This window comes from Janthinobacterium sp. GW822-FHT07H11, assembly GCF_058798615.1.
On sequence record NZ_CM179507.1, the window covers coordinates 5,813,696 to 5,830,293 of the forward strand.

Below are 16,598 nucleotides of genomic sequence, written 5' to 3' on the forward strand. Positions count from 1 at the left end.
CTCAATTGCTGCCGCCAGTCAGGTTAGCTTCCATTTTTTCTTCGCGCGTAAATTTGAAGCGGGTGATCACCACCCACAAGTCATCCTTGTCACTCGACAACATATTCGGCGGGAAACGGCCGAACGGTGCCGAACGGCGCACGATGGCCAGCGCCGCCGCGTCCAGCGCGGGGTTGCCCGAGCTTTTTTCCACGCGGGCGCCGCCCTCTTTCTGGTAGATCGTGCCGTCCTGGAAGATGGGGATGTAGACGACCAGCTCGCCATACATCTTGCGGCCATTGTTTTGCGGGAAATTCAGGGTGCCGATTTCCTCGATACGCTTTTGCAGGGTCTTGTAATACATGGCATAGCCGACCTCCTGCGTGCTGGGCGTAATAAACGTCTTGCGGGGGCGCTTGTTCTGGTCTTCCACGGTCTGGCTGATCTCGGCCGCCATGCGGGCGATGGCCTTGCTGCTTTCCATCAGGTCCGAGCCGCTGGCCAGGGGATTGGGCTTGTCCTTTTCCGTAATGGGCGCGGCGCTGTAGGGCGTCGCCCTGGCCGCCTGCGTCAGCAATTCCTGCTGTTTCTGCTCGAGTTCGGCGATGCGGCGGGCGCTGGCCTTGACGCTCTCGCCCTCTTCCACCTTGCGCATGTCGGGCAAGGGCGACTTGGCGCGGCCCTTGTCGGCCTGCCCGCCGCCATCGAGACTGGCTTGCGCCAGCGCGTCGGCTTTCAGCGGTTTATTGGCATGCTTGGCATTGACCAGGATCACTTCCAGGCCGGGATCGGTGGCGACGGCGCGCTGCGGGGCCGGGGCGACGAAATGCATCGCCAGCAAGGCGCCATGCGCCAGCAGCGATACCGCCACGGCGATCATCAGGAAACGATTCTCTCGGAAAGACTTCACGCGCAACCCAGTTGGCAACAAGCACAAGATACAAGACTGCTGAATTCTACGTCAAAGGGCGGTGCCGGCAACAGTTTTGCTCCCGTTTTTCGCACCGCCCCGCGGTCTTACTTGACCTCGGGTTCGCTGACCACGTCTTCGCTGGCCAGTTCCGCCACTTCCGCGTCCGCGTCGCTGACCTGGTTCGCCGCTTCCGGCGAGGCTTCCTGCGCCGCGTCGCCCTCTTCCGCGCCGTCGTCGCCCGCGTCTTCCTCATAGTCGAGTTCGGCGTCAGCCGCCGCGTCGGGCACGGCGGCGATTTCCAGCAAGCGCGCTTCGATGCTCAGGTCGACTTCATCCCAGCGCAAGAGATCCAGCTTGACCTGCGCACCGCGCGCCACGGACGGCATGCCCGGCAGCTTGATGACCAGCGGAATGTCGACCAGGCGCAAAATCTCGTCTTTCAACACGACGGCATCGACCTGGCGCGCATTTTCCTGGTGCAGCCAGCGCAAGCACCAGTAACGTTCCATGTTCGACTGGAAATCGCCATACGCGGCATACGCCGCGTCAAAGGCCGAGACGATGGCGAACAGGTTCGCGTCGCGCGGCTTGAACGGGGCCACCAGCGGCGCCGTCACGCCATGCTCGGCGCAGGCGATGATTTGCCACTGGTTCACCAGGTCCGTGTAGCGGCGCAGGGGCGAGGTGCTCCACGCGTATTGATCCACGCCCAGGCCCTGATGCGGCGCCGCATGGGTGACCATGCGCACCTGCATCTTTGCCGCCCAGCTATTGCCGCTGCCGCCACCCTGGCTGCGGTAGATGCCGGGCACGCCATGGTCGTGCAACATCTTGCCCCAGGTGCTGTTGGCAAAAATCATCAATTCGGCGACGATCTTGTCCAGCGGCGCGCCACGCTTGCGGCGCGCCACGGTGACGATGTCGTTTTCCACATAGAAATTGAAATCGACGCGGTTATTCTGTTCCGGCTTCAGGCCAAACGCTTCGCGCTTCTTCATGCGGCCCTGTTCCAGCTGCTGTGCCCATTGCCACAGCACGGCAAAATCGGCCTTGTGCGGGTATTCTCCCTCGCCGCTGGCCAGGGTTTCTTCGTTGACCAGGTCGTCGAGCTGGTTGTGGCGCAAATTGCTGGCGATCGGCACCAGCTCGGCGCGCGTCTGCGTGCTGACCACGGCCCAGTCCGCTTTCGGGTCCAGGGTGGCGTACAGCGACAGGGCCGGGCACGTCGTGCCTTCCGCCAGGGTAAACGCATTGACGATTTCGTCCGGCAGCATGGTGATCTTGTCGCCCGGCATGTAGACGGTGGACATGCGCTGGCGCGCCATCTTGTCGATCACGTCTTCCGGGCGGATGCCCAGGCCCGGCGCGGCGATGTGTATACCGACTTTCACGGTGCCATCGGGCAAGGGCTGCACGGAAAAGGCATCGTCGATCTCGGTCGTGGTCACGTCGTCGATCGAGAAGGCGGCCACGTCCGCCAGCGGCAGCTTGGTCGTCACGGCGGGCACGGGCACGTTGGGGAAACCGGCGCCTTTCGGAAAATTTTCGAAGAGGAATTTCGACAGGTGCAGGTCTTTCGGCGAAGCAATACCGCCGACGGCCAGCATCAGGCGTGCCGGGGTCGTGTGCAATTCCGTGCATGCCGCATCCAGCGCCTTGTATTCAATCGTGTTCTTGTCCGGCTTGAACAACAGTTGCAGCACCATGGGCTGCATCGAGGCGGGCAAGCGGTTCTGTTTCAGCTCTTCCACATACGCGGCTTGCACCAGCGCCTGCTGCTTTTTCTTTTCGATGCCGGCCAGGGCCGCCTTCAGCGACGCTTCCGGTGCCGCCTTGTAGCGGCCACGGCCCTTCTTGTAGAAATACACGGGCGCCGAATGCAGGGCCAGGATCAGGCCGGCCGCTTCCGGCGGCAGCGGTGCGTGGCCGAAATACTCGGCGCCCAGCTCGGCAAAGCCGAACTCGTCTTCACCCGCCACTTCCCACAGGAAATCGAGGTCGATCTCGGCGGCAATGCTCTTGGCTTGCTCCAGCAGCTCGGCCGGGGCCGACTTTTCATACTGCAGCAGCACGTCCTTGACCTTGACCTTGGTGCGCTTGCCGCTGGCCATTTCGACCTGGTAGGCTTCACCTGCTTGCGACAGGACCGTGCCGACCTTGAAATCGCCGGATTCTTCAAAAAATAGATTCATTATTCTGCTTTGTTTATTAATGTGTCGGTTGCAACGGTGCGAGTGACGGACGTCAACTCCAGCACCGCCGGCAAAAATACTTCCGTTACCAGCAGCAATCCCTGGTGACGCTGGTACAGGCAGCGGCGGGCAAAAAACAGCGCCTTGTCGCTGGCGCGCGCCCCTTCCAGGGCCAGCGCCGCCTGCGCCCGCTGCACCAGCGGGTGTCCGGCGCGCAGGCGGGCAAATTCCAGTGCACCGCGGCGTACCATGCGGTCGCCAAACAGCGTCGTGCCCAGCGAACGCTCGCCCAGCGCGGAAAACAAGGGCCAGTCCGTGGCCGTCGCCTGCATGGGCACGACGGTATGGCCAAACACGGCCGGTTTGTTATCACAGCGCAACAGCACTTCGCGTTCCCACACCCGGCCCGGACGGTGCAGGCCGATGCTGGCCGCCTCGTCGCTCAGGCAGCGCGCAGTTTCCTGATGCAAACATTGCACGCGGAACGCGCTGCTATGCGCTTTCAGCTTGGCCGTCAGCGAACCGCCGCCCGTGAGCCAGTGGCGCAAGGCCGGCGGTGCATTGACGGCATTCACGTGCGTATGCCACTGCGCCTGCCGCAGCGAACCCGGCCTCACCGGGACGCGTCCGCGTCGATGCCGCAAAACGCCAGCACGGGCGCCAGGTAGTCGGCAAATTCGCTGATGCCATGGTCGCTGCCGTCGATGATGCACTGCTGCGCCCCCTGATAATGCGCCACCATGTCGCGGTAGTCGAGCACTTCATCGCCGGTGGCGGCGATCAGGAAATAACGTTGCGGCTCAGTAATTTTATCTACGGCAAACGTCCGCAGCTCGTCGATATATTCGCGCTTGAACTCGAATGGCTTGTCCGAATGGAACTCGGTCGTCACGCCCACATGCTGTTCCAGGTCGACCAGGGGCACGATGGCGGGATTGAGCAAGACGGCGCGGCAGCCGAGCCGTTCGGCCAGCCAGGTGGCGTAATAGCCGCCCAGCGAAGAGCCGATGATGGTCAGGTCGGCTGGCGCCACGTCTTTCACCAATGACAAGGCCAGCTCGATGGCCAGCTTGGGCGAGGCCGGCAATTGCGGACACCGCCACTGCGCCGCGCGGCCCAGCGCCTGCATCCGGGCGGCCAGCAGGCGCGACTTCATCGACAGGGGCGACGAGCGGAATCCATGCAGGTACAGTATCATCGGCCCAGCGCCTCCAGCAATTTCTGGTGCACGCCGCCAAAGCCGCCATTGCTCATGACCACGATCTGGTCGCCGGGACGGGCGGCGGCCACCACGGCGGCCACCAGCACGTCGATCTCTTCGTACGCGCTGGCGAGCTTGCCCAGCGGCGCCAGCGCGTCGCCCAGGCTCCAGCCCAGCGCGGCATGGCTGCCAAAACCGAAGACCAGGTCCGCATCCTTGAGGCTGCCTGGCAACGCCTCTTTCATGGCGCCCAGCTTCATGGTGTTCGAACGCGGTTCCAGCACGGCCAGGATGCGGCCGCTGCTGCCAATCTTCTGGCGCAAGCCGCCCACGGTGGTGGCAATGGCCGTCGGGTGGTGCGCGAAATCATCGTACACGGTAATGCCGTTGACGACACCGCGCACTTCCATGCGGCGCTTGACGCTGTCAAATGTGGCCAGCGAGGCGCACGCCTGGGCAATCGGCACGCCCACATGGCGCGCGGCGGCGATGGCCGCCAGCGCATTGCTGCGGTTGTGCTTGCCCGTGAGCGCCCACGCCACGTGGCCTTCGTGCTTGCCATTGAACAACACGTCGAAACTGCCCTCGGCCTGCTCTTGCAGTTGCCAGTTGGCATCCTGACCAAAACTTTCCTGCTCGCTCCAGCAGCCGCGCGCCAGCACGCGCTGCAGCGAGGCTTCGTCGCCATTGACGATCAGGCGGCCGATGCCGGGCACGGTGCGCACCAGATGGTGGAATTGCGTCTCGATCGCGTGCAGATCGGGGAAGATGTCGGCGTGATCGTATTCCAGGTTATTCATGACGGCCGTCTTCGCATGGTAATGCACGAACTTGCTGCGCTTGTCGAAGAAGGCCGTATCGTATTCGTCCGCTTCGATGACGAAGAAGTCCGACCCGGCGCTCTTGCCGTCGATCTTGCCGCTGAGGCGAGCGGAAATGCCGAAGTTCATCGGCACGCCGCCGATCAGGAAGCCCGGCGCGTAGCCCGCGTCGTCGAGTATCCAGGCCAGCATGGCGGACGTGGTCGTCTTGCCATGCGTGCCGGCCACGGCCAGCACCCACTTGTTGCGTAATATATGTTCGCCTATCCACTGCGGGCCGGATACATACGGCAGGCTGCGGTTGAGGATCTCTTCCACCAGCGGGTTGCCGCGCGACACAACATTGCCAATCACATACAAATCCGGATTCAGCCTGGTCTGCTCCGGATCGAAACCCTGGATCAGTTCGATTCCCTGCGCTTCCAGCTGGGTGCTCATCGGTGGATAGACGTTGGCATCGCAGCCAGTAACTTTATGGCCGGCTTCCTTGGCCAGGACGGCCAGGCCGCCCATGAAGGTACCGCAAATGCCGAGGATATGAATATGCATGTGATCAGTGCGAAAGGTGCGCGTTCAAGGTATACGGGGTACACATTAAGGTGCACGGTTAAAAATAAGTGGGACAATTAAAATGGGCAAGTATGGGATTTTACCCGACGCCATGACTTTTTCCGCTTCGGAGTATCATCTCGCTCATGACGACTGATGCATTTGACGATACCCGGCAGCTGCGCCTGGAAATCGCCGCCGCTGCCGCGCGCCTCGTGGCACAGGACGGCGCCGACTATGGCAGCGCCAAGCGCAAGGCGGCGCGGCAGGTCCTCGGCGACGCGCCGAACCGGCCCAATGTACTTCCTGACAACGACATGATCGAGGAACAGGTGCGGCAATACAATGCCCTGTTCCTGGCCGACAGCCAGCCGGCGCGATTGTTCCAGCTGCGCACGATCGCCTTGCAGGTGATGGAGGCGCTGCAGCAATTTCACCCGCTGCTCAGCGGCCCCGTGCTCAATGGCACGGCCGGGCCGCACGACGAGATCTATCTGCAACTGTTTGCCGAGAGCGCCAAGGATATCCACATCTTCCTGCTGAATAAAAATGTCGTGCTCGACATGTCGGAAAGCCCGCATTTCAAGGGAGCGCGTTATGATGCGGTCGAGACAGCCAGTTTTTTGTGGAAAAGCGAGGGCGTGCACGCGGCCATGTATGAACTCGACGACATGCGCGGGGCACTGAAGGCCAAGGCGGACGGCAAGGTGCTGCGCACCGATATCGCGGGCTTGCGCAGCCTGCTGGCCGCCAGCCTGGCCGAACAGCCGCCGGCTGCCGACTAACATTGATATAGATAAAGTTATGACAAAAAAGAATTGGATCGCCTGCGCCATCGTCGCCCTGATGTTCGGCGGCATGGGCGCCTACGTGGGCATGCATAAAGAGAAAGAAAAAGCCGGTCCGCTGACGACGACCATCGCGCCCGGCGCGACAGGCCCCGTCAATGAGCTGTATGCGCTGTCGCTGCCGGATGCGGCGGGCGCCCCGCAAGCCTTGTCACAATGGAAAGGCAAGAATTTGCTGGTCAATTTCTGGGCGCCGTGGTGCCCGCCATGCGTGGAAGAAATGCCGGAGTTATCCGAGGTACAAGGCCGCTATGCGGCGAAAAACCTGCAGGTGATCGGCATCGGCATCGATTCGGCCAGCAATATCGCCACTTTTGCCAGCAAGATCAAGATCGCCTATCCCGTGTATGTATCGGGCATGAGCGGCACCGACCTGTCGCGCCATTTTGGCAACGCCACGGGCGGCTTGCCCTTTACGGTGCTGATCGGCGCCGATGGCGAAGTCAAAAAGACCTATCTGGGCCGCTTGAAATTTGATCAGTTACGCGCCGATCTGGATAAATTGTAAATTCGGAGCGTGCTTTTTTCTCTTGCCAATGCGTATCTTTGGCGGCAAAATGCGGAACTTTCGCTAAAACGGTCTTCCATACATGGCAAAAAACCTCCTTCTGCTCAACGGCCCCAACCTGAATTTGCTGGGGACGCGCGAGCCTGAGGTCTACGGCGCCAGCACCTTGGCCGATATCGAACAGGCAGCAATGGCGCAAGCCATGGCCGCCGGTGCCGACCTGGTCTGCTTTCAGAGCAACCATGAAGGCGCGCTGATCGACCGCATCCATGCCGCGCGAGCGGAAGGGATCGATGCCATCGTCATCAATCCGGGCGGCCTGACCCATACCAGCGTAGCCTTGCGCGATGCGCTGGCCGGGGTGGCCATTCCGTTTGTGGAAGTCCACATCTCGAATATTTATCAGCGCGAAGCGTTTCGTCATCACTCATTTCTCAGCGCGATCGCGCAGGGGACGATCTGCGGCCTGGGTATCGATGGATATCGGTTTGCCATCGACTTTGCGCTTAAAAAACGTTAATCTACGCGATCTGCACGCATTTAGCGCGGCGATAGCTTGTTCGACATCACCGCATCACTCATAAAACAAACTACATTCCTAGGGGTTTTACATGGATCTACGAAAACTCAAGACCTTGATCGACCTGGTCGCCGAATCGGATATCGCAGAGCTGGAAGTTACCGAAGGCGAAAGCAAGGTTCGCATCGTCAAATCGTCGGCCATGCCGCAAAACCAGATGGTCATGATGCAGCCGCAAGGCATGCAAGCCCACTACCAGCCCGCCGCGCCAGCCGCCGCCCCCGCTGCGGCACCTGCCGTCGTGGTCGCCGCCGAGCCAACGGGCTACGTGGTCAAGTCGCCGATGGTCGGCACCTTCTACCGTTCCTCCGCCCCTGGCAGCGCCGCCTATGTTGAAGTGGGCTCGACCGTCAAGGAAGGTGATACCCTGTGCATCATCGAAGCGATGAAGCTCCTGAATGAAATCGACTCGGACAAAGCCGGCGTCGTGACCCAGATCCTGGTCGAAAACGGCCAGCCGGTCGAATTCGGTCAACCCCTGTTTGTGATCGGTTAAAATCCAGTCAACACGGCCGGCAACGGCCGTTTGCAGTTTTAGCCCCTCACACTTGTTGTTTCGCCGGCTCGCCGGCTCTCACAGACATACGCGAACCTACCATGTTTGAAAAAATCCTGATTGCCAACCGTGGTGAAATCGCCCTCCGTATTCAGCGCGCCTGCCGCGAAATGGGCATTAAAACGGTTGTAGTCCACTCCGAAGCCGACAAGGACGCGAAATACGTCAAGCTGGCCGATGAGTCCGTTTGTATCGGGCCGGCACAGTCCGCCCTGAGCTATCTGAACATGCCCGCCATTATCAGCGCCGCTGAAGTGACGGACGCGCAAGCGATTCACCCGGGCTATGGTTTCCTGTCGGAAAATGCCGACTTTGCCGAACGCGTCGAGAAATCGGGCTTCGTCTTCATCGGCCCCCGTTCCGAATCGATCCGCTTGATGGGCGATAAAGTGTCGGCCAAGCAAACCATGATCAAGGCTGGCGTACCGTGCGTGCCCGGCTCGGAAGGCGCCCTGCCCGACGATCCGAAAGCGATCGTGCAAATCGCCCGCAAGATCGGCTACCCGGTCATCATCAAGGCCGCCGGTGGCGGTGGCGGACGCGGCATGCGCGTGGTGCACACGGAAGCTGCCCTGATCAACGCCGTGGCGATGACCAAGACGGAAGCCGGCACCGCCTTCGGCAACCCGGAAGTGTATATGGAGAAGTACCTGGAAAATCCGCGCCACGTGGAAATCCAGATCCTCGCCGACGAACACAAGAACGCCGTCTGGCTGGGCGAGCGCGACTGCTCCATGCAGCGCCGCCACCAGAAAGTGATCGAAGAAGCCCCGGCGCCGGGCATCCCGCGCAAACTGATCGAAAAAATCGGCGACCGTTGCGCCGAAGCGTGCCGCAAGATCGGTTACCGCGGTGCCGGCACGTTTGAATTCCTGTACGAAAACGGCGAGTTCTATTTCATTGAAATGAATACCCGCGTGCAAGTGGAACATCCGGTCACCGAGATGATCACTGGTATTGATATTGTGCAAGAACAGATCCGCATCGCCGCCGGCGAAAAACTGCGTTTCCGCCAGCGCGACGTGTTGCTCTCGGGCCACGCCGTCGAATGCCGCATCAATGCGGAAGATCCGTTCAAGTTCACACCATCGCCAGGCAAGATCGTGTCGTGGCATGCGCCGGGCGGTCCCGGCATCCGCGTCGATTCGCACGCCTACGCCGGCTACTACGTGCCACCGCACTACGACTCGATGATCGGCAAAGTGATCGCTTACGGCGCCACGCGCGAGCAGGCGATCCGCCGCATGCAGATCGCCCTGTCCGAAATGGTGGTCGAAGGCATCAACACGAATATCGCCCTGCACCGCGAACTGATGATCGACGCGCGCTTCATCGAAGGCGGCACCAACATTCACTATCTGGAACAGAAGCTGGCCGACATGCCTGACCTGGGAAAGAATCTGAATGGCGGCAGCCCCAGCATCGCCAAGAAGTCCGAAATCAAGGCGGGCGCATGAGCTGGACTGAAATCGTCATCGAAATCGCCCGCGACAACGCCGAAGCCATGTCCGATGCGCTGATGGAAGCGGGCGCCCTGTCCGTGTCGGTGGAAGACGCCGATGAAGGCACGGAAGCCGAACAACCGCTGTTTGGCGAACCGGGCATGGAACCGAAGGAAGCGGCGTGGGAACGCAGCCGCGTGGTGGCGCTGACCGACGTCGACGCCGACCAGGCCGCCATCGTGGCCGCCGCAGCGCAAGCGGTCGGCATGGCGGAAGTGCCCGCCTTTAGCATGCGCCCCGTGGAAGAGCAGGACTGGGTGCGTTTGACCCAGTCGCAATTCGCACCGATTCACATCGGCAAGAATATCTGGGTCGTACCCAGCTGGCACGAGGCACCGGACCCAAGCGGCCTGATCCTGGAACTGGACCCGGGCCTGGCCTTCGGCACGGGCAGCCACCCGACCACGCGCCTGTGCATGGAATGGCTGGAAGCCCATCCGGCCCCAGGCAAGACCGTGCTCGACTACGGTTGCGGTTCCGGCATCCTGGCCATGGTCGCCAAGAAACTCGGTGCGCAAACGGTGGCCGGCGTCGACATCGACCCGCAGGCGATCGAATCGGCGCGCGACAATGCCGAGCGTAACCAGTGCGACATCGAATATTTCTTGCCAGACACGTTTGCCACCTCGGCACACGCCACGGCCAAGTTTGACATCGTCGTCGCGAATATCCTGTCGAGCCCATTGAAGCTGATGGCGCCCATGCTGTCGGGCCGTGTCGCCGACGGCGGTGCGCTGATCCTGTCCGGCGTGCTGGCGCGCCAGGCGGAAGAAGTGGCCGCTGCCTATGCGCCATTCATCGAGCTGGGTGTATGGGCCGAGCAAGACGGCTGGGTGGCCCTGCATGGCCGCCTGGGCGCCACGCAAGCGCCTGCGCCCCGCGCGGAAGGTGCATAAGCACAGCAATGGCCCTCGCCACCAAATGCCCCCATTGCAACACGATATTTCGGGTCGCTGCTGACCAGTTGAAGTTACGTGGGGGCATCGTGCGCTGTGGCACGTGCAGGGAAGTGTTTGACGGCAATGCCGCGCTGGTCGATCCGACCGCCGCGTCGCCGTTTGTCAGCTCCGCGCCCGCCGCCGCCCCGCCAACGTTCAGCGCCCATGCGCTGGAAGACAGCCTGCCGTCCGCCACGGACGACGAACCCATCTATTCTCTCGATTTCGACACCTCGTTCGACCCGTTCGGCATCCTGCCGGAAACGGCGCAGCTCAAGGACGACGAAGACGACAACGAACACATCGAGCTCGACCTCGACGTCAGCTTGCCCGCCGATGCGCTGTCCGAGGGGCCTGCCGCTGCCGCCGCGCCGGCGCCGGCGGAGCCGCCGGAACCACCGCTGCCCCAGCCGATGGCGCCGTTCAAGCGCCGCCAGATCGACGAGGCACCCGCCTTCGCCACGTATTTGCGTGCTAGCCGCCAGGAACCCAGCCTGGACACCGGCCTGCCTGCATTGCCCGCCGCGCCTGCGCTCAGCCTGGACAAGCCCCTGCCTGCCGCGCGCCAGGAGCCCACATTTGCCGAGCCGGCATACGCGCCCTTGCCCGTGGCACACCTTGCTCCTGCTCCAGCCGAGGATGCCGTAGAGGCGGCAATGGCGCCAGCGGACGAGGAACCTGCCTTCGTCACCCAGGGCCGGCGCCGCGCACAGAGCGGCAAGGCCCTGCGCGTGGCCATGGCCATCGGCTCGCTGGCGCTGCTCTTCTTGTTAGCAGTGCAGGTGATGACCACCTTCCGCAATCCGCTGGCGGCGCAGTTTCCGCAATGGAAGCCGACGCTGGTCGCGCTGTGCAAGCTGAGCGGCTGCCAGGTGGACTTGCCCGCGCAGATAGAGGCACTGGCCATCGAGCAAGGCGAATTGCAGACACTCAAGGACAACACTTACTCCTATGTTTCCCTGCTGCGCAACCAGGGCCGCAGCGTGCAAGCGTGGCCCAGCATCGAACTGACCCTCAACGACGGCGACGACAAGCCCGTATTGCGCCGCGTCATTGCACCGCGCGACTACCTGCCCGCCAGCGTCGACGTGGCCCAGGGCCTTGCCCCGCGCTCGGAACAGACCATCAAACTGTACTTCGCATTAGACCAGCTCCCGGCGTCTGGCTACCATATCGCCATCTTTTATCCTTAACAGACACTATCATGACCAAAACATCGTTGATCTGCGGCTCGCTCGCCACCGACACCATCATGCAATTCCCGGGCCGCTTCGGCGAGTCCCTGCTGGCCGACCAATTGCACAAGGTAAACGTTTCCTTCCTCGTGCCCACCATGCGCACGGAATTTGGCGGCTGCTCGGGCAATATCGCCTACAGCCTGAAAATGCTGGGCGGCGATCCGCGCATCGTCGGCGTCATGGGCCAGGATAGCGCCGCCTACCTGGAGCGCCTGCAAAAGCTGGGCATTTCCACCGCCAACATCCTGATCAAGGCCGACAGCTACAATGCGCAGTGCTTCGTCACGGCCGATGCGGACAATAACCAGATCAATGCCTTCCACCCGGGCGCCATGTCGTACGCGCATGAAAACCCGGTAGCCAACGCGGGTCCGGCCAAGGTCGCCATCATCTCGCCGGATGGCGACCAGGGCATGCTCAAGCACGCCGCCGACCTGGCCGAGCTGGGCATTCCCTTCATGTTTGACCCGGGTCAACAGTTGCCGCGCTTTAACGGCGAACAGTTGATCGACTTCATCAACAAAGCCACGTATGTGTCGGCCAACGACTATGAGATGGAAATGTTGATGGAACGCACGGGCTTGACCCTGCCGGACATCGCCAGCCGCCTGGAAGCGCTGATCGTCACGCGCGGCGAGAAGGGTTCGGAAATCTATACGGACGGCAAGCGCATCGACATTCCTGTCGTGACCGCCAAGGAAGTGCTGGATCCGACCGGTTGCGGCGATGCCTACCGTGCTGGCTTGCTGTTCGGCATCACCAACGAGCTGGGCTGGGAAACCAGCGGTCGCCTGGCCAGCTTGCTGGGCGCCATCAAGATCGCCACCCAGGGCGCACAAAACCACGTGTTTACGCCGGAAAGCATTGCCGAGCAGTTTGAAGCGGCGTTCGGTTACCGCTATTAATATGTAGGTCGGCTTAGCGCGGCAAGACCGCGCGTAATCCGACAACATCGCTGGCATGGCAAGTGGTGATGTCGGCTTACGCTACGCTAAGCCGACCTACCCCTCGCATCACCATCATCGCAGCACAATAATCATCCCCACCAGCACTTGCGCAATCTGCAGCAGGATCAGCGCCACCAGCAGCGACAAGTCCAGGCTGCCCACCAGCGGCACCACCTTGCGGATCGGACGCAGCAGCGGCTCGTTCAGGGCCCGTACGAACGGCGCCAGCGGCGCATGCGGGTTGACCCAGCTGAAAATGGCTTCGATGATCAGCAAGGCCATGAAACCGTAGAGTATCCATTGCAGGAAGCGTTGCAGCGACTTGAGCAGCACCACCTCGACGGGAGCGCCGGAAATAAACAGCACCGAGCTGGCCAGCAGCACGATCAGGAAGGCGCCGATCAGGCTGGCCCAGTCATAGCCACCCACGCCCGGCACCACGCGGCGCAGGGGGCGCACCAGCCAGTCGGACAATTGAAACGTGAATTGCGCCACCGACGAGGGCGGCCGCACGCGCACCGCCTGCATCCAGAAGCGCAGCAGCAACACGCCGCCCAGCAAGGTGGCGATGGTATCAACGATCAATGTAAGGATAACGATCAGCACGACTAATTCTCCAAAAAAAAACCGCTGTGTGATTGAGTCACACAGCGGCGTGTTGCCTCATCCAGGCACCCGTATCGCAGGAATTACGATGGGCGGGTGCTGGTTGGGAATGGCCAGGCTGCAGCCGGTGCCAACACGGTTTTTGCTACAGGTGCGATAGGCGCCGATGGCTTGGCGACAGGCGCGGCCTTCTTCGGTGCGGCCTTTTTAGGCGCGGCCTTCTTGGCGGCTGGCTTGGCGGCCACGGCGGCTGGTGCCGCTGGAGCGGCTGCCGGCGCTGCTGCCACGACTGGCGCGGCGGCAGGTTTCGCTGCTGGCTTGGCGGCAGCTTTTGCTGCTGGCTTTGCTGCTGGCTTCGCTGCTACCTTGGCCGCTGGCTTGGCTGCCACTTTCGCTGCCGGCTTCGCTGCAACCTTGGCGGCAGGCTTCGCTGCGACCTTGGCTGCCGGCTTGGCGGCTACCTTGACTGCTGGCTTGGCTGCTGGCTTGGCTGCCACCTTCGCTGCCACCTTGGCCGCTGGCTTGGCTGCAGCTTTTGCCGCTGGCTTCGCTGCTACCTTGGCTGCTGGCTTGGCTGCCACCTTGGCCGCTGGCTTGGCTGCAGCCTTGGCTGCTGGCTTGGCTGCAGCCTTGGCTGCTGGCTTGGCTGCTGGCTTGGCTACCGCTTTGGCGGCCGGCTTCGCAGCTGCCTTGGCGACGACTTTTTTCGCTGCTGGCTTGGCTGCCGCTTTGGCGGCAGGCTTGGCTGCTGCCTTGGCTGCAGGTTTCGCTACGGCTTTTTTCGCTACCGGCTTCGCTGCTACCTTGGCTGCTGGCTTCGCGGCGGCTTTGGCGGCTGGCTTCGCTGCTGCCTTGGCGACGACTTTTTTCGCTGCTGGCTTGACTGCTGCCTTGGCTGCAGGTTTCGCTGCGGCTTTTTTCACTGCTGGCTTGGCGGCTGCCTTGGCGGCCGGTTTTGCTGCGGCTTTTGCCGCCGGCTTGGCAACGGCTTTTTTCGCCGCTGGCTTGGCTGCTGCCTTGGCCGCAGGCTTCGCTGCAACTTTCGCTGCGGGCTTGGCTGCCGGTTTTGCTGCGACCTTGGCAGCCGGTTTCGCGGCGGCTTTCGCTACCGGTTTTGCTGCTGGCTTGGCAGCCACTTTTGCTGCTGGCTTGGCTGCGGCCTTGACAGCAGGTTTTGCGGCTGGTTTGGCGGCTGGTTTGGCTGCGACCTTGGCAGCCGGTTTCGCGGCAACCGCTTTCGCTGCGGCTGCCGGCTTCTTCGCGGCAGGAGCAGCCTTGGCGGCTGGTTTCTTTACTTCTGATTTCTTAGCGGCTGTTGCCATTTGTCTCTCCTTCATCTGAGATGAGAAATTTAAGCTACAAGATTTAAACCCGTCCGACCCACCACAGGGATAGGCCAGGCGAATTATTCATCGGCACAAACGGTCGTTTGCGCTAATGAATTCGGCACCAGCTGAACTGCTGCAACTCCTCACGTTTGCAGCACTTCAGCCATCGTCGGTGCCACCCTGCTTTATCTCGCAGCTGGTGGCAAAGTCTGAATTCGGTCATTCGTTTTCGATGCCGTGCGTTTTTTCGCTCCTCGCATCGCGCTCGCCACAACACCCATGCGTCAAATAAAAAACCGCCATGCCTGAAAAAATTCGGGCACGGCGGCAGACGAAAACGGTGTGGTTTTGTGCATATCCGTGTAAATCTGTATCCCTGTTTTGCGAGGTTTTTTCGCTACCGCGCTGGTTAAAAAACCCCGCATTCTAACGCTCGCATTTGCAATCTCATAAAGTACACGAAAACCTTGTCAATGCGCAACCGGCACGACACGTTTTCGCGGGCTTTTTTGCACGATACGCGTGCTATCGCACAATCGCGCGGCAAATGCCGCCGCCAGCGTCTCCGGAAACGATATTTTCGCCCTGCGATGCGCAGCATGCGCGGCATCCGAAAATCCTGGCGCAAGCCTCTTTGCGCGGCGGGATGAGGCACGCATTTTTACGCCGCCATGCACGCGAAAAAAAAGCGCCGTCACGATGACGGCGCTTGCTGGCGTAGCCTGAAAAAGGATTACTCCCAGTTCAGCGCACCACCGGTTTGATACTCGGTCACGCGGGTCTCGAAGAAGTTGCGCTCCTTCTTCATGTCGATCATCTCGCTCATCCACGGGAATGGATTTTCTTCCTGGGCGAATAGCGGCTCGATGCCGATCTGCTGCGCGCGGCGGTTGGCGATGAAGCGCAAATAGCCCTTGAACATCGGCGCGTTCAGACCCAGCACGCCACGTGGCATGGTGTCTTCCGCATACGCGTATTCCAGCTCCACGGCCTTCATGAACAGGTCCTTGATCTCTTCGCGGAAAGCGGCCGTCCACAGCTGCGGGTTTTCCATCTTGATCGTGTTGATCAAGTCGATGCCGAAGTTGCAGTGCATCGATTCGTCGCGCAGGATGTACTGGTACTGCTCGGCCGCGCCCATCATCTTGTTCTGGCGGCCCAGCGCCAGGATCTGCGTGAAGCCGACGTAGAAGAACAAACCTTCCATCAGGCAGGCGAAGACAATCAGGGATTTGAGCAGCTTCTGGTCGTTTTCCACCGTGCCGGTGACGAAGGCCGGGTCGGTCAGGGTATTGATGAACGGGATCAGGAATTCATCCTTGTCGCGGATCGACTTGACTTCGTTGTAGGCGTTGAAGATCTCGCCTTCGTCCAGGCCCAGCGATTCGACGATGTACTGGTAGGCGTGCGTGTGGATCGCTTCCTCGAACGCCTGGCGCAGCAGGTACTGGCGGCACTCGGGCGCCGTGATGTGGCGGTAGGTGCCCAGCACGATGTTGTTGGCGGCCAGCGAGTCGGCCGTCACGAAGAAACCCAGGTTGCGCTTGACCAGGCGGCGCTCGTCGTCCGTCAGGCCGTTCGGGTTCTTCCACAGCTCGATATCGCGCTGCATGTTCACTTCCTGCGGCATCCAGTGGTTGGCGCAGCCGGCCAGGTATTTGTCCCATGCCCATTTGTACTTGAACGGCACCAGCTGGTTGACGTCCGTCTTGCCGTTGATGATGCGCTTGTCGTCGGCATTCACGCGGCGCGCCACTTGCTCGGCGTTGGCTTCGGACGGCTCGGCCCCTGCCGGCAGGTTCAAATCGGTATTTCCCAATGGCGCTTGCTGCGCCGGACGCGGCACAGCTGCCGACGTGGTTTCATCATCCCAGGACAACGACATATTCTTC

General features: G+C 61.5%; 16 protein-coding genes. 9 read left to right on the plus strand and 7 right to left on the minus strand.

Annotation, left to right across the window (positions count from 1 at the left end; all coding sequences use genetic code 11):
* Window position 1: 1 nt before the first annotated feature.
* The 5 genes from AC3RCJ_RS25680 to mpl form a co-directional block, all read right to left on the minus strand.
* The gene (locus tag AC3RCJ_RS25680; protein WP_492957286.1) at window positions 2-859 is read right to left on the minus strand and encodes an energy transducer TonB family protein; all 858 of its coding nucleotides are present in this window, start codon (window positions 857-859) and stop codon (window positions 2-4) included.
* Window positions 860-996: 137 nt separating this feature from the next.
* A complete protein-coding gene (locus tag AC3RCJ_RS25685; protein WP_492957091.1) occupies window positions 997-3,084 on the minus strand; it encodes a ribonuclease catalytic domain-containing protein in 2,088 nt (695 codons plus the stop codon).
* A complete protein-coding gene (locus AC3RCJ_RS25690) occupies window positions 3,084-3,701 on the minus strand; it encodes a chorismate--pyruvate lyase family protein (protein ID WP_492957092.1) in 618 nt (205 codons plus the stop codon). Before AC3RCJ_RS25690 ends, AC3RCJ_RS25685 begins: the two co-directional genes overlap by 1 nt.
* Complete coding sequence (locus AC3RCJ_RS25695) at window positions 3,698-4,282, minus strand: YqiA/YcfP family alpha/beta fold hydrolase (protein ID WP_492957093.1); 585 nt, start codon at window positions 4,280-4,282, stop codon at window positions 3,698-3,700. The genes AC3RCJ_RS25690 and AC3RCJ_RS25695 overlap by 4 nt, the downstream gene beginning before the upstream one ends.
* A complete protein-coding gene (gene mpl, locus AC3RCJ_RS25700) occupies window positions 4,279-5,655 on the minus strand; it encodes a UDP-N-acetylmuramate:L-alanyl-gamma-D-glutamyl-meso-diaminopimelate ligase (protein ID WP_492957094.1) in 1,377 nt (458 codons plus the stop codon). Before mpl ends, AC3RCJ_RS25695 begins: the two co-directional genes overlap by 4 nt.
* Before the next feature lie 146 nt (window positions 5,656-5,801).
* On the opposite strand from mpl, the gene AC3RCJ_RS25705 reads away from it, so the two are divergent.
* The 8 genes from AC3RCJ_RS25705 (at window position 5,802) to AC3RCJ_RS25740 (ending at window position 12,730) form a co-directional block, all read left to right on the plus strand.
* Window positions 5,802-6,440, plus strand: coding sequence for a hypothetical protein (locus tag AC3RCJ_RS25705; RefSeq protein ID WP_492957095.1), 639 nt, complete (start codon window positions 5,802-5,804; stop codon window positions 6,438-6,440).
* Window positions 6,441-6,459: 19 nt separating this feature from the next.
* The gene (locus tag AC3RCJ_RS25710) at window positions 6,460-7,011 is read left to right on the plus strand and encodes a TlpA family protein disulfide reductase (protein WP_492957096.1); all 552 of its coding nucleotides are present in this window, start codon (window positions 6,460-6,462) and stop codon (window positions 7,009-7,011) included.
* A gap of 82 nt (window positions 7,012-7,093) precedes the next feature.
* Window positions 7,094-7,531 (plus strand): type II 3-dehydroquinate dehydratase, encoded by a 438-nt coding sequence (gene aroQ, locus AC3RCJ_RS25715; protein ID WP_492957097.1) that lies wholly within the window; start codon window positions 7,094-7,096, stop codon window positions 7,529-7,531.
* 91 nt (window positions 7,532-7,622) lie between these two features.
* On the plus strand, window positions 7,623-8,087 hold the full coding sequence (gene accB / locus AC3RCJ_RS25720) for an acetyl-CoA carboxylase biotin carboxyl carrier protein (RefSeq protein WP_492957098.1): 465 nt from the start codon (window positions 7,623-7,625) through the stop codon (window positions 8,085-8,087).
* Between the two features lie 101 nt (window positions 8,088-8,188).
* On the plus strand, window positions 8,189-9,604 hold the full coding sequence (gene accC / locus AC3RCJ_RS25725) for an acetyl-CoA carboxylase biotin carboxylase subunit (RefSeq protein ID WP_492957099.1): 1,416 nt from the start codon (window positions 8,189-8,191) through the stop codon (window positions 9,602-9,604).
* Window positions 9,601-10,545, plus strand: coding sequence for a 50S ribosomal protein L11 methyltransferase (gene prmA / locus AC3RCJ_RS25730; protein WP_492957100.1), 945 nt, complete (start codon window positions 9,601-9,603; stop codon window positions 10,543-10,545). Before accC ends, prmA begins: the two co-directional genes overlap by 4 nt.
* An 8-nt stretch (window positions 10,546-10,553) precedes the next feature.
* Window positions 10,554-11,780, plus strand: coding sequence for a DUF3426 domain-containing protein (locus tag AC3RCJ_RS25735; protein WP_492957101.1), 1,227 nt, complete (start codon window positions 10,554-10,556; stop codon window positions 11,778-11,780).
* Between the two features lie 11 nt (window positions 11,781-11,791).
* Window positions 11,792-12,730, plus strand: a complete 939-nt coding sequence (locus AC3RCJ_RS25740) for a carbohydrate kinase family protein (RefSeq protein ID WP_492957102.1) — start codon at window positions 11,792-11,794, stop codon at window positions 12,728-12,730.
* 114 nt (window positions 12,731-12,844) lie between these two features.
* Here the strand turns inward: AC3RCJ_RS25740 and AC3RCJ_RS25745 are convergent, their stop codons facing one another.
* On the minus strand, window positions 12,845-13,378 hold the full coding sequence (locus tag AC3RCJ_RS25745; protein WP_227742044.1) for a YggT family protein: 534 nt from the start codon (window positions 13,376-13,378) through the stop codon (window positions 12,845-12,847).
* A gap of 486 nt (window positions 13,379-13,864) precedes the next feature.
* Between AC3RCJ_RS25745 and AC3RCJ_RS25750 the strand changes: the two genes are divergently transcribed.
* Window positions 13,865-14,719 carry a hypothetical protein gene (locus AC3RCJ_RS25750; protein WP_492957103.1) on the plus strand — a complete coding sequence of 285 codons (855 nt, stop codon included), beginning with the start codon at window positions 13,865-13,867 and terminating at the stop codon, window positions 14,717-14,719.
* A 720-nt stretch (window positions 14,720-15,439) separates the two neighbouring features.
* Here the strand turns inward: AC3RCJ_RS25750 and AC3RCJ_RS25755 are convergent.
* On the minus strand, window positions 15,440-16,591 hold the full coding sequence (locus AC3RCJ_RS25755) for a ribonucleotide-diphosphate reductase subunit beta (RefSeq protein ID WP_070218582.1): 1,152 nt from the start codon (window positions 16,589-16,591) through the stop codon (window positions 15,440-15,442).
* Window positions 16,592-16,598 lie beyond the last annotated feature (7 nt).

Bases quoted from the DNA above. Each gene is read 5' to 3' on its own strand.
- AC3RCJ_RS25680 (WP_492957286.1), bottom strand. From the start codon at position 859: ATGATCGCCGTGGCGGTATCGCTGCTGGCGCATGGCGCCTTGCTGGCG.
- AC3RCJ_RS25685 (WP_492957091.1), bottom strand. From the start codon at position 3,084: ATGAATCTATTTTTTGAAGAATCCGGCGATTTCAAGGTCGGCACGGTC.
- AC3RCJ_RS25695 (WP_492957093.1), bottom strand. From the start codon at position 4,282: ATGATACTGTACCTGCATGGATTCCGCTCGTCGCCCCTGTCGATGAAG.
- mpl (WP_492957094.1), bottom strand. From the start codon at position 5,655: ATGCATATTCATATCCTCGGCATTTGCGGTACCTTCATGGGCGGCCTG.
- AC3RCJ_RS25705 (WP_492957095.1), top strand. From the start codon at position 5,802: ATGACGACTGATGCATTTGACGATACCCGGCAGCTGCGCCTGGAAATC.
- AC3RCJ_RS25710 (WP_492957096.1), top strand. From the start codon at position 6,460: ATGACAAAAAAGAATTGGATCGCCTGCGCCATCGTCGCCCTGATGTTC.
- aroQ (WP_492957097.1), top strand. From the start codon at position 7,094: ATGGCAAAAAACCTCCTTCTGCTCAACGGCCCCAACCTGAATTTGCTG.
- accB (WP_492957098.1), top strand. From the start codon at position 7,623: ATGGATCTACGAAAACTCAAGACCTTGATCGACCTGGTCGCCGAATCG.
- accC (WP_492957099.1), top strand. From the start codon at position 8,189: ATGTTTGAAAAAATCCTGATTGCCAACCGTGGTGAAATCGCCCTCCGT.
- prmA (WP_492957100.1), top strand. From the start codon at position 9,601: ATGAGCTGGACTGAAATCGTCATCGAAATCGCCCGCGACAACGCCGAA.
- AC3RCJ_RS25735 (WP_492957101.1), top strand. From the start codon at position 10,554: ATGGCCCTCGCCACCAAATGCCCCCATTGCAACACGATATTTCGGGTC.
- AC3RCJ_RS25740 (WP_492957102.1), top strand. From the start codon at position 11,792: ATGACCAAAACATCGTTGATCTGCGGCTCGCTCGCCACCGACACCATC.
- AC3RCJ_RS25755 (WP_070218582.1), bottom strand. From the start codon at position 16,591: ATGTCGTTGTCCTGGGATGATGAAACCACGTCGGCAGCTGTGCCGCGT.